General features: G+C 72.8%; 15 protein-coding genes and 5 tRNA genes. 13 read left to right on the top strand and 7 right to left on the bottom strand.

The window, feature by feature from the left end:
- The first annotated feature begins 50 nt into the window (after positions 1 to 50).
- The 4 genes from cbiE (at position 51) to OG542_RS33165 (ending at position 7,600) form a co-directional block, all read left to right on the top strand.
- Positions 51 to 1,271 (top strand): precorrin-6y C5,15-methyltransferase (decarboxylating) subunit CbiE, encoded by a 1,221-nt coding sequence (gene cbiE / locus OG542_RS33150; RefSeq protein WP_311124734.1) that lies wholly within the window; start codon positions 51 to 53, stop codon positions 1,269 to 1,271.
- Positions 1,272 to 1,638: 367 nt separating this feature from the next.
- On the top strand, positions 1,639 to 5,358 hold the full coding sequence (gene cobT / locus OG542_RS33155) for a nicotinate-nucleotide--dimethylbenzimidazole phosphoribosyltransferase (protein ID WP_328415636.1): 3,720 nt from the start codon (positions 1,639 to 1,641) through the stop codon (positions 5,356 to 5,358).
- A gap of 117 nt (positions 5,359 to 5,475) precedes the next feature.
- Positions 5,476 to 6,717 carry a uroporphyrinogen-III C-methyltransferase gene (cobA, locus tag OG542_RS33160; RefSeq protein WP_261683880.1) on the top strand — a complete coding sequence of 414 codons (1,242 nt, stop codon included), beginning with the start codon at positions 5,476 to 5,478 and terminating at the stop codon, positions 6,715 to 6,717.
- 64 nt (positions 6,718 to 6,781) lie between these two features.
- Positions 6,782 to 7,600 carry a TrmH family RNA methyltransferase gene (locus tag OG542_RS33165; RefSeq protein WP_328415639.1) on the top strand — a complete coding sequence of 273 codons (819 nt, stop codon included), beginning with the start codon at positions 6,782 to 6,784 and terminating at the stop codon, positions 7,598 to 7,600.
- A 36-nt stretch (positions 7,601 to 7,636) separates the two neighbouring features.
- Here the strand turns inward: OG542_RS33165 and OG542_RS33170 are convergent, their stop codons facing one another.
- Positions 7,637 to 9,109 (bottom strand): serine/threonine-protein kinase, encoded by a 1,473-nt coding sequence (locus tag OG542_RS33170; RefSeq protein ID WP_328415641.1) that lies wholly within the window; start codon positions 9,107 to 9,109, stop codon positions 7,637 to 7,639.
- Between the two features lie 195 nt (positions 9,110 to 9,304).
- Here OG542_RS33170 and OG542_RS33175 point away from each other — a divergent pair, with 195 nt between their 5' ends.
- From OG542_RS33175 to OG542_RS33190, 4 genes are all read left to right on the top strand, one after another.
- Positions 9,305 to 9,544 (top strand): hypothetical protein, encoded by a 240-nt coding sequence (locus OG542_RS33175; protein WP_086565650.1) that lies wholly within the window; start codon positions 9,305 to 9,307, stop codon positions 9,542 to 9,544.
- 234 nt (positions 9,545 to 9,778) lie between these two features.
- On the top strand, positions 9,779 to 9,976 hold the full coding sequence (locus tag OG542_RS33180) for a hypothetical protein (protein WP_328415647.1): 198 nt from the start codon (positions 9,779 to 9,781) through the stop codon (positions 9,974 to 9,976).
- Positions 9,977 to 10,274: 298 nt separating this feature from the next.
- Positions 10,275 to 11,210: a phosphotransferase family protein gene (locus OG542_RS33185; protein ID WP_328415649.1), complete on the top strand. Its 936-nt coding sequence runs from the start codon at positions 10,275 to 10,277 to the stop codon at positions 11,208 to 11,210.
- Positions 11,211 to 11,289: 79 nt separating this feature from the next.
- Positions 11,290 to 11,589, top strand: a complete 300-nt coding sequence (locus OG542_RS33190; protein ID WP_328415651.1) for a TFIIB-type zinc ribbon-containing protein — start codon at positions 11,290 to 11,292, stop codon at positions 11,587 to 11,589.
- An 84-nt stretch (positions 11,590 to 11,673) separates the two neighbouring features.
- On the opposite strand, the gene OG542_RS33195 is transcribed toward OG542_RS33190, so the two are convergent.
- The 5 genes from OG542_RS33195 to OG542_RS33215 form a co-directional block, all read right to left on the bottom strand.
- Positions 11,674 to 11,745, bottom strand: a tRNA-Val gene (locus OG542_RS33195).
- Positions 11,746 to 11,788: 43 nt separating this feature from the next.
- Positions 11,789 to 11,860, bottom strand: a tRNA-Val gene (locus OG542_RS33200).
- Between the two features lie 26 nt (positions 11,861 to 11,886).
- Positions 11,887 to 11,958 (bottom strand) — tRNA-Val (locus tag OG542_RS33205).
- 1 nt (position 11,959) lies between these two features.
- Positions 11,960 to 12,033: transfer RNA gene (locus OG542_RS33210), tRNA-Cys, on the bottom strand.
- Between the two features lie 37 nt (positions 12,034 to 12,070).
- Positions 12,071 to 12,143: transfer RNA gene (locus OG542_RS33215), tRNA-Gly, on the bottom strand.
- Positions 12,144 to 12,321: 178 nt separating this feature from the next.
- On the opposite strand from OG542_RS33215, the gene OG542_RS33220 reads away from it, so the two are divergent.
- Genes OG542_RS33220 through OG542_RS33230 form a run of 3 tightly spaced genes read left to right on the top strand, consistent with a single transcriptional unit; the run spans position 12,322 to position 15,062 of the window.
- Complete coding sequence (locus tag OG542_RS33220) at positions 12,322 to 13,365, top strand: chorismate-binding protein (protein WP_328415653.1); 1,044 nt, start codon at positions 12,322 to 12,324, stop codon at positions 13,363 to 13,365.
- The gene (locus OG542_RS33225; RefSeq protein ID WP_328415655.1) at positions 13,362 to 14,183 is read left to right on the top strand and encodes an aminotransferase class IV; all 822 of its coding nucleotides are present in this window, start codon (positions 13,362 to 13,364) and stop codon (positions 14,181 to 14,183) included. Before OG542_RS33220 ends, OG542_RS33225 begins: the two co-directional genes overlap by 4 nt.
- Positions 14,184 to 14,237: 54 nt before the next feature.
- Positions 14,238 to 15,062, top strand: coding sequence for a GNAT family N-acetyltransferase (locus OG542_RS33230; RefSeq protein ID WP_328415657.1), 825 nt, complete (start codon positions 14,238 to 14,240; stop codon positions 15,060 to 15,062).
- A gap of 20 nt (positions 15,063 to 15,082) precedes the next feature.
- Here the strand turns inward: OG542_RS33230 and OG542_RS33235 are convergent, their stop codons facing one another.
- The gene (locus OG542_RS33235; RefSeq protein WP_328415659.1) at positions 15,083 to 15,610 is read right to left on the bottom strand and encodes a DsbA family protein; all 528 of its coding nucleotides are present in this window, start codon (positions 15,608 to 15,610) and stop codon (positions 15,083 to 15,085) included.
- A 163-nt stretch (positions 15,611 to 15,773) separates the two neighbouring features.
- On the opposite strand from OG542_RS33235, the gene OG542_RS33240 reads away from it, so the two are divergent.
- The gene (locus OG542_RS33240) at positions 15,774 to 16,229 is read left to right on the top strand and encodes a hypothetical protein (RefSeq protein WP_328415661.1); all 456 of its coding nucleotides are present in this window, start codon (positions 15,774 to 15,776) and stop codon (positions 16,227 to 16,229) included.
- A gap of 156 nt (positions 16,230 to 16,385) precedes the next feature.
- Positions 16,386 to 16,541: a hypothetical protein gene (locus OG542_RS33245; RefSeq protein WP_184597274.1), complete on the top strand. Its 156-nt coding sequence runs from the start codon at positions 16,386 to 16,388 to the stop codon at positions 16,539 to 16,541.
- Positions 16,542 to 16,594: the final 53 nt, after the last annotated feature.

Genomic DNA, 16,594 nt, shown 5'->3' on the forward strand with positions numbered 1-16,594 from the left:
CGCGACACGACACGCAGACGACCTGCGACATCCTCTGGAGACTGACGACGATGGCCGACCGGGTCACGGTGATCGGCTGGGACGGTTCGCCGCTGACCGACGCGGCACGCGCCGCCCTGGGCGCCGCCACGCTCGTGGCGGGTGCCGCCCACCACCTGGCGCTCCCCGAGGTACCCGCAGGCGCCGAGCGCATCCGCCTCGGCAGTGTCGCCCTCGCCGCCCGCCGCATCGCCGGACACCGCGGCACGGCCGTCGTGCTCGCCGACGGCGACCCCGGCTACTTCGGCGTCGTACGGACCCTGCGCGCCCCCGAGTTCGGCCTCGAGGTCGAGGTTGTCCCCGCCGTCTCCTCCGTCGCCGCCGCCTTCGCCCGCGCCGGTATGCCCTGGGACGACGCACAGGTGGTCGTCGCACACCGCCGCACGCTGCGCCGCGCGGTGAACGTATGCCGCGCCCACACCAAGGTGGCCGTCCTCACCTCACCAGGCGCCGGCCCGGCCGAACTCGGCCTGCTCCTCGAAGGAGTCCACCGCTCCTTCGTCATCTGCGAGGAACTCGGCACCGAACGCGAGCGCGTCACGATCGTCACCTCCGACAAGGCCGCCGACCACGCCTGGCGCGACCCCAACGTCGTCATCGTCCTCGGCGGCCCGGCCGGACCCGGCACGGCGGGGGAGGCCGGCGGCTGGATCGCGGGCCGCGACCCGTCCGCCGGGCCCCGCGGCTGGTCCCTGCCCTCCGAGGCGTACGGCGCCCACCTCGGCGAGGGCGAGACCCAGCCGCTGCGCGCCTCCCAACTCGCCCGCCTCGGACCGCGCGTCGGCGACCTCGTGTGGGACATCGGCTGCGGCAGCGGCGCCTTCGCCATCGAGGCCGCACGCGCCGGCGCCGCCGTCATCGCCGTCGACAGCGACCGGGCCGCCTGCGCCCGCACCGACGCCACCGCCCGCCGCCTCGGCGTCCAGCTCCAGATCGTGCACGGCACCGCCCCGCACATCCTGGAGAACCTCCCCGAACCGGACGTCGTCCGCGTCGGCGCCGGGGGAGCGGCCGTGGTCTCGGCGGTCGCCGACCGCCGCCCGCAGCGGATCGTCACGCACGCCGGCACCCGCGACGCCGCCGAACTCATCGGCCGCGACCTGACGGAGCACGGTTACGGCGTCGAGTGCGCCCTGCTGCAGTCCGTCGAACTCGACACCCGGGCCTGGACGGAGAAGGAACGGAGCGTCGCGTTCCTGCTCAGCGGCGTGCTGCCGCGGCGCAGCGCCTGATGCCGCCGTCGTCCCCGTGATCGGGTTGTCGTACTGCGCGCGGTAGGCTGGCCGATCGTTGCACCGCACGCGGACGCCCGGCACTTCGTCGGTCAATGTCCGGAAAACCCGCCCGTTTTGGGGTGTGTGTGGTACGGCAGAAGCGGAGGACGCGCAACGTGGCGCAGTCCACAGCGGAACCGTCGCGGATCAAGCTGCCGCGAGGGTGGTACGGCCGCAACAATGCCAGTGAATGGCTTTGTCGCCTTTTTGGGGCGGGCCGCTCGTGCCGCTGGGGACGCACGCTCGTTCTTCACAGCGGGGCGGTCGGTGCGCCGTCCCGGGCGAGCTGGTCGTAGGAGCACTAACCGATGGGCGAGGGGTACGCATGACCGACACCGGCCAGGTCCCGGGCGAGGGACTGCCGGAGAACGCAGGCATGGTGGAGCAGCCGGGCGCCCCCGCGCACGGTTCGTACACCTACCTCTCCGAGCCCGAGACCACCGCCGAGGACGACGACCTGCTGCTGTTGCCGGGCGCCCAGGGCGCCTGGGGCAACGAGGTCGCCCCGCCCGCACCGGAGCCGGTCGCCGAGACCGTGCACGAGCCGGGCCCGCACGAGATCTCCGGCCGCGACAGCGGCTCGGTCGACCTCGGCGGTGTCCGGCTGCCCGACCCTCCGCCGATCCCGCCCGTCACTCCGCGCCGCCCGTTGCACCTCGGCCCGCCCTTGCCGGACAGCTCCGCCAGCCCGGTCCGTTCCCTCGCCGACCGCGGCCCGGCGGACGCGCCGCTGCGACAGCCCGCGCCGTCGTCGGCAGGGCCCGAGTACCTCGACGCCCCGCGCGCCCCGGAGATGTCCTCGCCCCCGGCGGCGCCCTGGGACGCGCAGGTCACCCACCAGGCTCAGGTGAGCGCCGGGGCGGCCCCTGCGGAAACGGTTGTTCCGGAAGCGCAGCCGGTGCCCGCGGACGTCGCGACCAGTGTGGCGACGGAGGCGGAGCAGGCGACGCCGACGCCACCGGCCGGGGCCGAGCAGGGCGCCTACGCCGAGCAGCCCGCGCAGGCGGTCCCGGTGCAGGACGTCCCCGTGCAGGTGGCTGAGGCCGAGGCGGGGGCCGTTTCCGTGCCTGGACCGGTTCCGGGGGAGGTGCCGGTCGTGGACGGTTCTGGTCAGGACGGTTCGGGTCAGGACGGCGAGCCGGAGCTTGTCGGTGGTTCTCCCGAGGCCTCCGAGCCGGGCGCCGTCGGCGACTCCACCGATGCAGGCGAGGAAGTTCCGGCGGCTGTCGCGGAGCAGGACGTGGTTTCCGCTCCTGTGGCTGAGGCCGTACCGGCCCCTGAAGCGGTCCCGTTCCCGGAGGCTGCCCCTGCGCCCGAGGCCGGTGCCGTGGAGGCGGTCGGTGTTCCCGAGGCTTCCGCGGAGGCGCCCGGGGCAGTCGCTCCCGAGGCCGTTGCGCAGGCGCCCGCAGAGGAGGTTGTCGGCCCCGAGGCCGCCCCACCCGGTCCGGACGCGACCGCCCCCGAGGCCGTCACGCGGGAGCCGGACGCCCCCGGCGGTGAAGCCCCCGCGCCGGTTGCCGAGCCGCTCGCCCCGCAGGCCGCCCCCGCTCCTCAGGCAACTGACGCCGAGGCAGCCGCCCCTGCCCCCGAGACGACGGCTCCACAGACCGCCACTCCCACCCCAGAAGCGCCGGCTCCGGTGACCCCGGCCCCGGCCGCCGACGCACCCGAGACCGGGGCACTCGCCGACGCACCGGAGACAGCAGCCGCATCGGCTCAGCCCCCCGCGGCACCGGCCCCTGCCCAGGTCACCGAGACACCCGAGGCAACCGAGGCAATCGAGCCCGCCCTCGTGGCTGAGGCAGTCGCTCCCGAGCCCGCCCCCGTGGCCGAGGCAGTCGCTCCCGAGCCCGCCCCCGTGGCCGAGGCAGTCGCTCCCGAGTCCGCCCCTGTGGCCGAGGCGCCCGAGCCCGTGGCCGAGGAGGTCGCTCCGGAGCCCGCCCCCGAGCCGGTGACCCCCACGCCCGAGACCACGGACGTTCCCCCGGCATCCGCCGAGGACGTCACCGTCGTACTCCCCGAGCCGATCGCGGACGAGCAGGCAGACGTGAAGACGGACGAGCCGAGCATGCAGCCCGTCCAGGGCCCGCAGCAGTCCCAGCCGCCCGCCGCCCCCGAGCCGGCACAGCCCGAGGCGCCGGCGCCGCCGGCCCCCGTCGCCACCGTCCCCGCCCCCCGGGACGGCGAAGCCGAACTCGTACAGAGCGCCGACGACCTGGACACCCGGGCCGCCCACCAGGAAGACCTGGCTGACCAGGCACGCCACGACGAAGAGAGCGCGGCCGCAGTGGCAGAAGCACGACAGTCCACCGGCCCCGCCGCCCCCGGCTACGACCCCGCCGAGCGCGAGGCCGTACTGAAGGTCATGCGCGAACGCCGCGACATCCGCAACGGCTTCCGCAGCGACCCGATCCCGCACGAGGTGCTGCTCCGTGTCCTGGAGGCCGCCCACCACGCGCCCTCCGTCGGCCACTCGCAGCCCTGGGACTTCGTCGTCATCCGCTCCGCCGACACCCGGCGCGCGATGCACGAACTGGCCGTGCGCCAGCGTGACGCCTACGCGAAGTCCCTCCCCAAGGGCCGGGCCAAGCAGTTCAAGGAACTGAAGATCGAGGCCATCCTCGACACCCCGGTGAACATCGTCGTCACCGCTGACCGGACCCGCGGCGGCCGCCACACCCTCGGCCGTCACACCCAGCCCCAGATGGCGCCGTACTCGGCGGCCCTGGCCGTGGAGAACCTCTGGCTCGCCGCCCGCGCCGAAGGCCTCGGCGTCGGCTGGGTCAGCTTCTTCGACGAGCGCGAGATGGTCAGCGCCCTCGGCCTGCCCGAGCACCTCGAAGTCATCGCCTATCTGTGCGTCGGTTACGTCGACGAGTTCCCGGACGAGCCCGAGCTGTTGCAGGCGGGCTGGTCCAAGCGCCGCCCGCTGTCCTGGGTCGTGCACGAGGAGACGTACGGCCGCCGCGCACTGCCCGGAGAGGAACCGCACGACCTGCTCGCCGAGACCGTCGCGCAGATCCGCCCGCTGGACGCCAAGGCGCTCGGCGAGGCGTGGGAGCGCCAGAAGCGCATGACCAAGCCGGCCGGTGCGCTGGGCATGCTGGAGATCATCTCCGCACAGTTGTCCGGCCTGTCCCGCCAGTGCCCGCCGCCCATCCCGGAGCCCGCGGCCGTCGCGATCTTCGCCGGTGACCACGGCGTGCACGCGCAAGGGGTGACCCCCTGGCCGCAGGAGGTCACGGCCCAGATGGTGGCCAACTTCCTCGGTGGCGGCGCCGTCTGCAACGCCTTCGCCACCCAGGTGGGCGCCGAGGTCTGCATCGTCGACGTGGGCGTCGCCGCCGACCTCCCGGCCACCCCGGGACTGCTGCCCCGCAAGGTCCGGGCCGGTACGTCCGACCTGACCACCGGGCCCGCGATGACCCGCGAGGAGGCCAAGCAGGCCATCGAGGTCGGCATCGAGACCGCCCGCGACCTGGTCGCCGCCGGCAACAAGGCCCTGCTCACCGGCGAGATGGGCATCGCGAACACGACCGCGTCCGCCGCCCTGATCTCCGTCTTCACGGGTGCGGACCCGGCCGAGGTCACGGGCCGGGGCACCGGCATCAACGACGAGACCCTCGCCCGCAAGACGGAGGTCGTCCGCCGCGCGCTGGAACTCCACCAGCCGGACCCGGCCGACCCGATCGGCGTGCTGGCCGCGATCGGCGGCTTCGAACACGCCGCCATCGTCGGCCTCCTCCTCGGCGGCGCCTCCCTGCGTACGCCGGTGATCCTGGACGGCGTCAGCGCCGGTGCCGCCGCCCTGGTGGCCCGCGCCATCGCCCCCGAGGTCCTGGCCGCCTGCATCGCCGGTCACCGCAGCGCCGAACCGGGCCATGTCGCGGCCCTCAACAAGCTGGGCCTGCGCCCCCTGGTCGACCTCGACCTGCGCCTGGGCGAGGGCACGGGCGCTCTCCTGGCCCTGCCGCTGGTGCAGAGCACGGCCCGGGCGATGCACGAGGTGGCGACGTTCGATTCGGCGGGAGTCACTGAGAAGTAGGTGCCGAGGGCCGGCCACGGTGCTCAGCCACTGGACCACCGGAGCCGCCCTGACTCCTGCCCATTAAAATTCGCACGTCAGGGCTACCGCACCGCCGTCAACAGGAGCCGCACTCCCATGGCCGAACACCCCGCCTACCCCGTAGGCCTCCGCCTCACCGGCCGCCGCGTGGTCGTTCTCGGTGGCGGCCAGGTCGCCCAGCGCCGCCTCCCGGCACTGATCGCAGCAGGCGCGGACATCTTCCTCGTGTCCCCCGGGGCCACCCCCTCCGTCGAAGCCATGGCGGACGCCGGCGAGATCACCTGGCAGAGGCGCCGCTATGAGGAAGGCGACCTCGAGAACGCCTGGTACGCCCTCATCGCCACCGGTGACACGGAGGCGAACACCCGGGCCTCCGCCGAAGCGGAGCGCCGCCGCGTCTGGTGCGTCCGTTCCGACGACGCCGACGAGGCGACGGCCTGGACCCCGGCCACCGGCCACAGCGAGGGCGTCACGGTCGCCGTCCTGACCACGGACGCCAAGGGGCGCGACCCCCGCCACACCGCCGCCATCCGCGACGCGGTCGTGGAGGGCCTGCGCGACGGCACACTCGTCGCCCCACACCACCGCACCCGTACGCCCGGAGTCGCCCTGGTCGGCGGCGGCCCCGGCGACCCGGACCTGATCACGGTCCGCGGCCGCCGCCTGCTCGCCGAGGCGGACGTCGTCATCGCGGACCGCCTCGGCCCGCGCGACCTCCTCGCCGAACTCCCGCCCCACGTCGAGGTGATCGACGCGGCGAAGATCCCCTACGGTCGCTTCATGGCCCAGGAGGCCATCAACAGCGCGCTGATCGAGCACGCGAAGCAGGGCAAGTCGGTCGTCCGCCTGAAGGGCGGCGACCCGTACGTCTTCGGCCGCGGCATGGAGGAGCTCCAGGCCCTCGCCGAGGTCGGCATCCCGTGCACGGTCGTTCCCGGGATCTCCAGCTCGATCTCGGTCCCGAGCGCGGCGGGTATCCCGGTCACCCACCGCGGCGTCGCCCACGAGTTCACCGTGGTCAGCGGCCATGTCGCGCCCGACGACGAGCGCTCCCTGGTCGACTGGCCGTCCCTGGCCAGGCTGACCGGCACGCTGGTGATCCTCATGGGCGTCGACAAGATCGGAAAGATCGCCGAGACGCTCGTCGCGCACGGAAAGCCGGCCGACACCCCCGTCGCCCTCGTCCAGGAGGGCACGACGGCCGCTCAGCGCCGGGTCGACGCGACCCTCGCGACGGTCGCGGAGACGGTCCGTACCGAGGACGTGAAGCCCCCGGCGGTCATCGTCATCGGCGAGGTCGTGAAGGTCGGCCCCACGGCTTCCGCACCTCGCGAGTAACCCCGGGTAACACAAACCGTACCGAGCCGTTGGCACCGCACCCAGGACAAGGCAGTATCACCCTGTGGCCGATCTCATCACCGTCGAGGATCCCGACGACCCGCGCCTCTCCGACTACACCGGCCTGACCGACGTGGAACTGCGCCGCAAGCGCGAACCCGCCGAGGGCCTGTTCATCGCCGAGGGCGAGAAGGTCATCAGAAGGGCCAAGGAAGCGGGCTACGAGATGCGGTCCATGCTGCTCTCGGCCAAGTGGGTCGACGTCATGCGCGACGTCATCGACGAGCTCCCGGCCCCGGTCTACGCGGTCAGCCCGGAGCTGGCCGAGCAGGTCACCGGCTACCACGTGCACCGCGGCGCGCTCGCCTCCATGCAGCGCAAGCCCCTGCCCACGGCGGCCGACCTCCTGAGGACCACCCGCCGTGTCGTGATCATGGAGTCGGTCAACGACCACACCAACATCGGCGCGATCTTCCGCTCGGCCGCCGCCCTCGGCATGGACGCGGTCCTGCTCTCCCCGGACTGCGCCGACCCCCTCTACCGCCGCAGCGTGAAGGTCTCCATGGGCGCGGTCTTCTCCGTCCCGTACGCCCGTCTGGACACCTGGCCCAAGGGCCTGGAGTCGGTCCGCGAGGCCGGCTTCACGCTTCTCGCCCTCACCCCCGACGAGAAGGCCCGGCCCCTCGACGAGGCCGCCCCGCACACCATGGACCGCGTGGCCCTGATGCTCGGCGCCGAGGGTGACGGCCTGTCCACCCAGGCCCTGGTCGCCGCCGACGAGTGGGTGCGCATCCCCATGTCCCACGGCGTCGACTCCCTCAACGTGGGCGCGGCAGCGGCCGTGGCCTTCTACGCCGTGGCCACCGGCCGCCCTCGGGCCTAGGGACAGCGGCAGGCACCCGACCGCAACCCCGGCCCGTCAGCCGCGCGTCGTACCGCCCGGCCGCGTGGGTACGTCGTCCAGCGGCTGCGACCGGTGGACCTGCTGCTTCCGAACGCCGTCTCCGTCGCCGCCGAGTCCCCGTGCCGGGCCCTGACAGCCCTGCACCAGGGCGATGCCGATCGCCACCACCAGCGTGACCACGACGAACACGAACAGCCGCTGCCGCAGCAACCGTGGATTGGCGGGCCGCAGCCCGGTTCCCGTTCTGGACGGACGTCCGGTACCGCTGTGCGGGGCGGGGCGGCTGCCGCTGCCCGATCGGGTCCCGTTGCGCCCGGTGGGTGTCGGCCGCGTCCCGGACCGCGCAGGTGCGCCGCGGCCGCGCGCCGGAGTCCTGCCGCGGTTCGCGCCACCCGCCGACCGGTTACCGTTCCCGCTTCCCGCAGGCCGGGCTCCGCCCCGGGCACCGGCTCCGCCCTGGGAAGCCGTACCGTCCGCGGACGGAACCCCGTCCCGGGACGGGGAGGAGCCCCGCGGTGGGGGAGTGCCCCGGCCCCGCTGCGCGCCGGCCGCCCCCGAACCCTGCTGTCCCTGCGGACGCCGGCCCCGCTCGGGGTAGGTGTCGACGGGCCGCTCGGTCTCGGCGCCGCGCGGCGCGGGCGGCCGCACCCCGGAGAGGTCCTGCGCCTCCCGGGCCGCGATCTCCTTGAGCCGCAGCGACAGTTGGAGCGTGCTGGGCCGCTCCTCGGGGTCCTTCGCCAGGCACGCCCGGACGAGCGGAGCCAGCGCGTCGGGCACGCCGTGCAGCTGCGCCTCCTCGTGCACGACGCGGTACAGCATCACCTCGGAACTGCCGTGCCCGAACGGTGAGTCGCCCATCGAGGAGTACGCGAGCGTGGCCCCCAGCGAGAACACGTCCGTGGCCGGTGTGACGGCCGCCCCGCGCACCTGCTCCGGTGCGAGGAAGCCCGGCGAGCCGACCGCGGTGCCGACGTGGGTGAGCGTCGAGGCACCCGTGGCCCAGGCGATGCCGAAGTCGATGATCCGCGGCCCCTTCGGGGACAGCAGGATGTTGGACGGCTTCAGGTCCCGGTGCACGACCCCGGCCTCGTGCACGGCGACCAGGCCCTCCGAGAGGGCGGCCCCGACGGCCGCGACATCGGCGGCGCCGAGCGGTCCCTCGGCGGCGATCTTGTCGTGCAGGGAGGGTCCGGGTACGTACTGTGTGGCGAACCAGGGCCGGTCCGCTTCGAGGTCCGCTGCCACGAGCCGGGCCGTGCAGCCGCCGCGGATCCGCCGTGCCGCCGAGACCTCACGCGCGAAGCGTGAGCGGAACTCCTGATCCTCTGCAAGGTCGGGCCGGATGACCTTGAGCGCGACCCGTTGCCCCTTCTTGTCGGAGCCCAGGTAGACCACGCCCATCCCGCCCGCGCCGAGCCGTCTGTGAAGCCTGAACGAGCCGACGACGCGCGGGTCCTCGCGCCTCAGGCGCATCATCGCCATGTTCATCCCCGCTGCCCGGTCCTGTGACGTGCCACAGCTTACGTTTCCACGGCCGCCCACGCGCAGAGGCCGCGCCCTCTCGGGCCGATGGATTGTCAGTGGTGGGTGGGAGACTTGAAGTGTGGTCAGGGGGCGCGCGGACAGGCCGTGTTCACGCGCGGGGTGACCCCAACCACCTGCCGCGGAAGGGGGATTGGACCCGTGAAGGGTGACCGTGTGGAGATAGTGGTGGACGCCGGTGACACGACGCGCACGTATGAGGTGGTGGCGAGCAGGGCGGGCCGCAGGGTGGAGACCGCGGTACGTCGAGGTGTCGTAGAAGTGAGCGAAGTCACCCGTACCGGGGCTGTCGTACGTACGGCCCGCTTTATGGCAAACCGGGTGCTGGCGCTGGTGGAGCAGCCGGTTCCGCGGGAGGAGAGCTCGGACAAAGCGGGGTGAGCCAGGCACCCCTTCGGGGAAGACCCTGAGACCTGGCTCTCCGTCTCCACCCAGGGGAGTACATCGCAGGTGGCGGCTCATCCTCCGGGAGGCCCGGCAATAGGTACGAGGGCATGACGCCCAAGGAGGGCCGGACGCCTAGATTTGAGGTCAAGCGGCGGGTGTAGCACTCGTCCCCCGAGGTCAGACGCCCGCCGCTGCCAATGACAACTGAGAACGGTCAGGAGAGGGACCATGGCCCACACGGCACCGCGGACGTCGGTCCGCACGCGGGAGCGCATCGCGCTCCGGCCCCGCCGCACGGGCCGTCGCCACCCCCTGGTGGCGACGGTGATGGCCCTTCCCCTGGCGGTCCTGCTCCTCCTCGTCTTCGACGGGTGGGAGACAGTGGCCACACAGGCGTCGTCCGTGGGAGAGATGCTGGGGCGCTGAGCGGCGACCCCAGGCCCGGAAGAGCGGTCCGGGCGGGGACATCCACCCATGAAACCCCGTGGGGACGGGGGTGCGGCGGACGGCAAAAAATGCCGGCGCAGCTGGGGAGCTGCGCCGGCATTGCTCTGTCTCGACCCAGCTGCGGGCATGCGTGCCGCTAGGGGCGGCACGGGTGGGCGCAGCGGCACCTCGTCGCGCCGAGCTGCGCACCCACCCGGCCCCAGCACCAACGCCGAGCACCCTTAGCCGACAGCCCCCTACGGCCCCGCCCCCACCTGCCTGCCCGTACCCTCACCCCGTGACCCCCGCCCCGCTCCTGGCCGACCTGACCGCCAAGGCCCGAGCAACCGCCCACGCCCGCTCGTCGTCCTGCCCCTGCGGAGCCGCCACCCTCGCGGACCGCCCCGACGGGATCGTCGTCCGGCACGCGGACACCGTCGCGAAGGCCCACCCCCCGGAATCCGACCCCACCGAACTGACCAGCCGGCTCACGGTCGCCACCCGCAACCCCGAGATCCTCCTGTCACCCCTCGCCCCGGCACCGGCCGACCTGCACGGCCGACTCGTGACGTTCTGGCCGTACGGAACTCCCGTGGACCCGGACGACCCGGACGCCGCGCCCTGGGAAGCGGCCGCCACTCTCCTCGCCCGGCTCCACCGCACCCCCGCCCTCGACGCCCTCCCCACCATGCGAGGCCCCGCCAAGGCGGCCCGCGCCATCGACAAGCTCCGGAACGGCGCCCCGCATCCCGCCGCCGCCCCCGTCCTGCGGGCCTGGGACACCCTCCCCGCCTGGGCCCGTGCCGAGGCCCCGATGCCGCACACCCGCACCCTCTGCCACGGCGACCTCCACCTAGGCCAGCTCATACGCCACCCCGCCCCCGAAGGCCCCTGGCTGCTGATAGACGTCGACGACCTCGGTGTCGGCGTCCCGGCCTGGGATCTCGCCCGCCCCGCCGCCTGGTACGCCTGCGGACTGCTCCTGCCCGAGGAATGGGCCCGGTTCCTCGCCGCCTACCGGGAGGCCGGCGGCCCGGCAGTACCCGCCGACGGCGACCCCTGGCCCGCTCTGGACGTCCCCGCTCGCGCCCTCACCGCGCAGACCGCGGCCCGGGCCGTCGCCAAGGCGGCCGCGGCCGGGCGCGACCTGGACGAGGTGGAGCAGTCCGTTGTGGACGCCTGTGACCGAATGGCTACCCTCCCGCCGCAGTTGACGCAGGAGCACGCGAAGTAGGGTGCAACCGACCACAGCGGGACAGAGTCTGTCCTGGTGAGACACGAAGCAGGACCGACCGGCGAGGAGTTGAACCACCATGCAGTGTCCGAAGTGCCGTGCGCCGATGCACACGTACAACCGCAACGGTGTCCAGATCGAGCAGTGCAGCGGCTGCCGCGGGATCTTTCTCGACTACGGCGAGCTGGAGTCGCTGACCCGTCTGGAGTCCCAGTGGTCCCAGGCCGCGCCGCCGCCCCCGCCCGCCCCGCAGGCCTACCCCGCCCCTCCGGCCCCCGCCTGGGGCGCCCCGCACGGCGGCCACGGTCACCACGGCGGCCACGGCCACCATGGTCACCACCGCAACAAGGGTTTCGGGCACATGCTGTTCTCGTCGTGACGCGAGTCGTGACACAAGTCGCGACGCGGATCGCGACACGACAAGAGCCCCCGGCCGCGAACGGCCGGGGGCTCTTGTGTGGTGTGGACGATACTGGGATTGAACCAGTGACCTCTTCCGTGTCAGGGAAGCGCTCTCCCGCTGAGCTAATCGTCCTCGGGACCATGACCACTCGACGCAGCCGATCATGGGCACTGCGTGCGCGATACTGGGATTGAACCAGTGACCTCTTCCGTGTCAGGGAAGCGCTCTCCCGCTGAGCTAATCGCGCGGGTTCGGATCTTCGAGCAGATCCAGTGGACGATACTGGGATTGAACCAGTGACCTCTTCCGTGTCAGGGAAGCGCTCTCCCGCTGAGCTAATCGTCCTTGGAGGTGGAGACGGGATTTGAACCCGTGTAGACGGCTTTGCAGGCCGTTGCCTCGCCTCTCGGCCACTCCACCAGGAGTGCAGGGGGCCGGGAAGCTCCCTGTTCCTGCGAGCGGACGACCAGGTTCGAACTGGCGACCTCAACCTTGGCAAGGTTGCGCTCTACCAACTGAGCTACGTCCGCTTGTCGTTTCCGGTCCGCTCTCGCGGCCCGGCGACGTGTTGAACTCTAGCGGATTCCGGGGCCAGCACAAAAACGCGTTTGTGCAGCGTGCTGCGCTTCCCCTGCTCAGGGATGCCGCGGAGCCTCCGGAAGGGACATCCTCCGGTCACCCCCAGGACACCGCCATAGACTCGACTGCGTGTCCGAGCTCCCTCCCCTGGCCCGCTTCGGCGACCGCGTCGCCACCGGGCTCCTCGACGTCACCGAGGACCCCGAAGCCCTGGAATCCAGCGGCTTCTGGGCCGTCTGCGCCGACTTCGAGGGCCGTCTGACCTGCGCCCGCTTTAGAGACGTGCGGGAGCAACCCGTGCCCGCCCCCGTGCCCGGCGCGTGGCGTGCACCGGCGGCGGACGACTGGACGTCCTCGCTCGACCACGCCGCGTACACGGCGGCCGTACGGCGGATCCGCGAGCACATCGCCGCCGGCGAGGTCTACCAGGCGAATCTGTGCCGGGTGCTGTCGGCGCCCGTCGCGCCCGGCGCCGATGTGGACGCCCTCACCGCGCTGCTGGCCCGCGGCAACCCGGCGCCGTATGCAGGAACGATTCGCTTGCCCGGTCACGGTGTGGAGATCGCCACCGCGTCCCCCGAACTGTTCCTGCGGCGCGACGGACGGGTCGTCGAGTCCGGACCCATCAAGGGCACCGGCCGCACCGAGGCGGACCTGCTGGAGAAGGACTACGCCGAGAACGTGATGATCGTGGACCTGGTCCGCAACGACATCGGGCGGGTCTGTGCCACGGGCAGTGTGACGGTGCCCGATCTGTGTGCCGTCGAGAAGCATCCAGGGCTGGTCCATCTCGTGTCCACCGTCCGCGGTGAGCTGGGAACCGGGGTTGGCTGGGCCGAGCTGCTCGGCGCCGCCTTTCCGCCCGGTTCGGTCACCGGCGCGCCCAAGTCGAGCGCCCTGCGGATCATCGACGCGCTGGAGACGGCCCCCAGAGGGCCGTACTGCGGGGGGATCGGCTGGGTCGACGCCGACCGGCGGGCCGGTGAGCTGGCCGTCGGTATCCGTACCTTCTGGATCGACCGGGCCGACGGCGTGCTGCGCTTCGGCACCGGCGCCGGCATCACCTGGGGCTCGGATCCCGAGGGGGAGTGGCGGGAGACCGAACTGAAGGCCGCCCGGCTGCTCGCGATAGCGTCGGGAGGGTATGAGGTGAGTGGAGAGGACCTGACGTGAAGATCTGGCTCGACGGCGGGCTGCAGGACAGCGAGTCCGCCCGCGTCTCCGTCTTCGATCACGGACTGACCGTGGGCGACGGCATCTTCGAGACGGTGAAGGCCGTGGACGGCAGGCCGTTCGCGCTCACCCGGCACCTCGACCGGCTGACCCGGTCGGCGCGCGGCCTCGGTCTGCCCGACCCGGACCACGACGAGGTGCGACGCGCCTGTGCCACCGTCCTCGAGGCCAACCCCGCGCCGCTCGGCCGCCTCCGGATCACCTACACCGGCGGCTACGGCCCGCTCGGGTCCGACCGCGGCGAGCACGGCCCGACCCTCGTCGTCGCCCTCGGCGAGACGAGCCGCCGCCCCGACTCCACCGCCGTGATCACGGTCCCCTGGACCCGCAACGAGCGCGGCGCGCTCTCCGGCCTGAAGACCACCTCGTACGCCGAGAACGTCGTGGCGCTCGCCCGCGCCCGCGAACGTGGCGCGTCCGAGGCCCTGTTCGGCAACACGGTGGGACAGCTCTGCGAGGGCACCGGTTCCAACGTCTTCGTCGTCCTCGACGGCGAGATCCACACGCCGCCGCTCGCCTCGGGCTGCCTCGCGGGCATCACGCGCGCGTTGGCGATCGCATGGACCGGTGCCCGGGAGACCGACCTGCCGCTGGACGTGCTCGAGCGGGCCGACGAGGTCTTCCTGACGTCCACGCTGCGGGACGTGCAGGCCGTGCACCGCGTCGACGACCGTGAGCTGCCGGGCGCGCCGGGCCCGGTGACCGCCAAGGCCATGCGGGTCTTCGACGAGCGCTCCGGGCACGACCTCGATCCCTGACAGCCCTCTTTTATTCGGCTGAACAGGGGCCTGGTTGCGGGTAGAACACCCCTGATGACCACGACCCTGCGGCCGACCGAGCCGCTTCAGCAGAACGCCGACGGGACGCGCTCACGCCGCTTCCAGGTGTGTGTGAACAGCCGTCCCGTAGGAGCGATACACCTCGGCACGCATCCCGTGTTCGGCGACGCGGTGGCCCGGATCATGAAGGTGCGCATCGAGGAACCGGACCGCAGACGCGGCCGGGGCACGGTGGCCGCGCTCGCCGCCGAGGAGGTGGCGCGCGGCTGGGGGTGCCGGCGCATCGAGGCGACGGTGCCCGCCGACGCCGAGCCGGCGTTCCGGCTCGCCACCGCGCTCGGCTACGTCGTGCGCAACCGCGGCATGGAGAAGCCGCTCGGCGACACTCCGCCGGAACTGCCGCAGGGCAGCCGGGCCCGGCCCATGACCGAGGCGGAGTTCGGCCCCTGGCTGGAGAAGGGCAAGGAGGACTACGCGCAGAGCTGGATCGAGCGGGGCGTGCCGGAGGCAGAGGCCCGGGCCAAGTCGGAGCGGGACCATGCCACCCTGTTGCCCGACGGCCTCGCCACTGACGGCATGCTCGTCAGTGTCGTGGAACACCAGGGGACAGCGGTGGGCACGCTGTGGCTGGCGGTGCGCGAGACCGGATCCTTCGTCTTCGACGTCGAGACCCACCCCGCCCGCCGGGGGAGGGGACACGGCCGCACCCTCATGCTGCTGGCCGAGGCCCAGACGATCGCCGAGGGCAGGCGGACCATCGGCCTCAACGTCTTCGCCGGCAACACCCCGGCCGAACGGCTCTACGCGTCACTCGGCTACGAGACCCGGCAGTACGCCATGTACAAGCCGCTGTTTTAGGGGGTCTGGCGGGGGCCGGGTCAGCCCTGCTCCTGCCCGGCCAGCAGCCGGTCCGCGATCTCCTCGATCCGCTCGCGCAGCCCCTCCTGGCTCTTGCCGCCGTCGAGCCGCTCGCCGTCGATGACGTAGGTCGGGGTGCCGGTCACGCCGATCGCCTTGCCCTCGGCCTGGTCGGCGTCCACGATCAGGATGTGCCGGCCGTCGATCAGCGCGGTGTCGAACTCCTCGGCATCCAGGCCCAGTTCGCGGGCCACGTCGACCAGGACGGGTTCTCCTTCACGGGCCAGATCCTCCACCCGTCCCAGCAGGGCCTCGGCGTAAGGCCATCCCCGGCCCTGCTCCCACGCCTCCTCCGCGGCCTGGGCGGCGGCGAAGGCGTGCTTGTTCTTCTCCAGGGGGAAGTGCCGCAGCCGCAGCTCCAGACGATCGCCGTAGCGGGCGCGCAGCGATCGGAGGTCGTCCAGCGCGGTGCGGCAGTCCGGGCACTGGAGGTCGCACCAGATCTCGAGGACGGGGGCGGTGGACGGGGCGGGAGAGGAGTTGCTCATGCCGACAGTCTTCCAGTCCGTACACCTGCACCGGCACCTGCGGAGGAGGCGACCCGGAGATCTCCCTGATGTAGGGGCGAGGCATGGCCCGCCGGGGTGCGGCGGGTGCAGGATGGAAAGGACGAAGTGCCCCTGCCCGACCGCGCCACGCCTGGAGGACCGGATGATTGCCGAGACCGTCTGCTCCGCCGTGTCCGCGGCAGGCCTGGGCATTGCGGCCATCACGGCGTACCGCAAGCGTTTCCTGGCCGCGGCCCGAATCGCGGCGTACTCGCTCGTGCCGATCGGCCTGGTCATGACGGGAGTCGTCGAATGGCTGGCCGACACCGCGTTCAGCCCGACCGCCTGGGCGGGCTTCGGTGTGCTGGGCCTCGCGTGGGCGCTGTTCGCGACCACCCGCGTCGTGGAGCGCCGCCGCGGCGGCACCCGCAAGGAACGCAGGGCGGCCCGGGCGGCGGACCGGCCGGAGGCGGTGGCCCCGGCGGCCTCGGCGCCCTCCCTGGGGCAGGGCGGGCAGGTCGGGCAGGGCTCCCGTCCGGCCTCCCGGCCCGCGGCGGCGTCCCGGGGAGAGGAAGACTTCAGCGACATCGAGGCCATCCTCAAGAAGCACGGCATATGACGGCCTGCCGCGCGCCGGACTGAATCGTCACAGTGGGTCCGAGGGCGCGCGGAAGTGATCACAACCCGAACCGGACCTCACGGAATCGGTGCACTCCCGCACGGAACGACTGCGCTGATCGCGCCGGCAGGGCGACTGCGTCATCATCGCCGCGAGATGCTGGACACGACGAGACAGAGCGACCCCGCGCCGCCGCAGGACGAGCCACGTGGTTGTCTCTTCGCCCTTTCCCAGCCACCGCTGATGATCTTCCTTGCGGTGATCGGGTGTCTGCTGCTCATGGCCTCGTTGCATGATCTGCTGTTGCTGTGAGCCTTACCCGCGGTACCCGGCGCCACCCGCCGGGGCCGCGTCGGCATCGATGG

Origin of the sequence: Streptomyces violaceus, from assembly GCF_036014075.1 — a bacterium.
Taxonomy (GTDB): Bacteria; Actinomycetota; Actinomycetes; order Streptomycetales; family Streptomycetaceae; genus Streptomyces; species Streptomyces violaceus.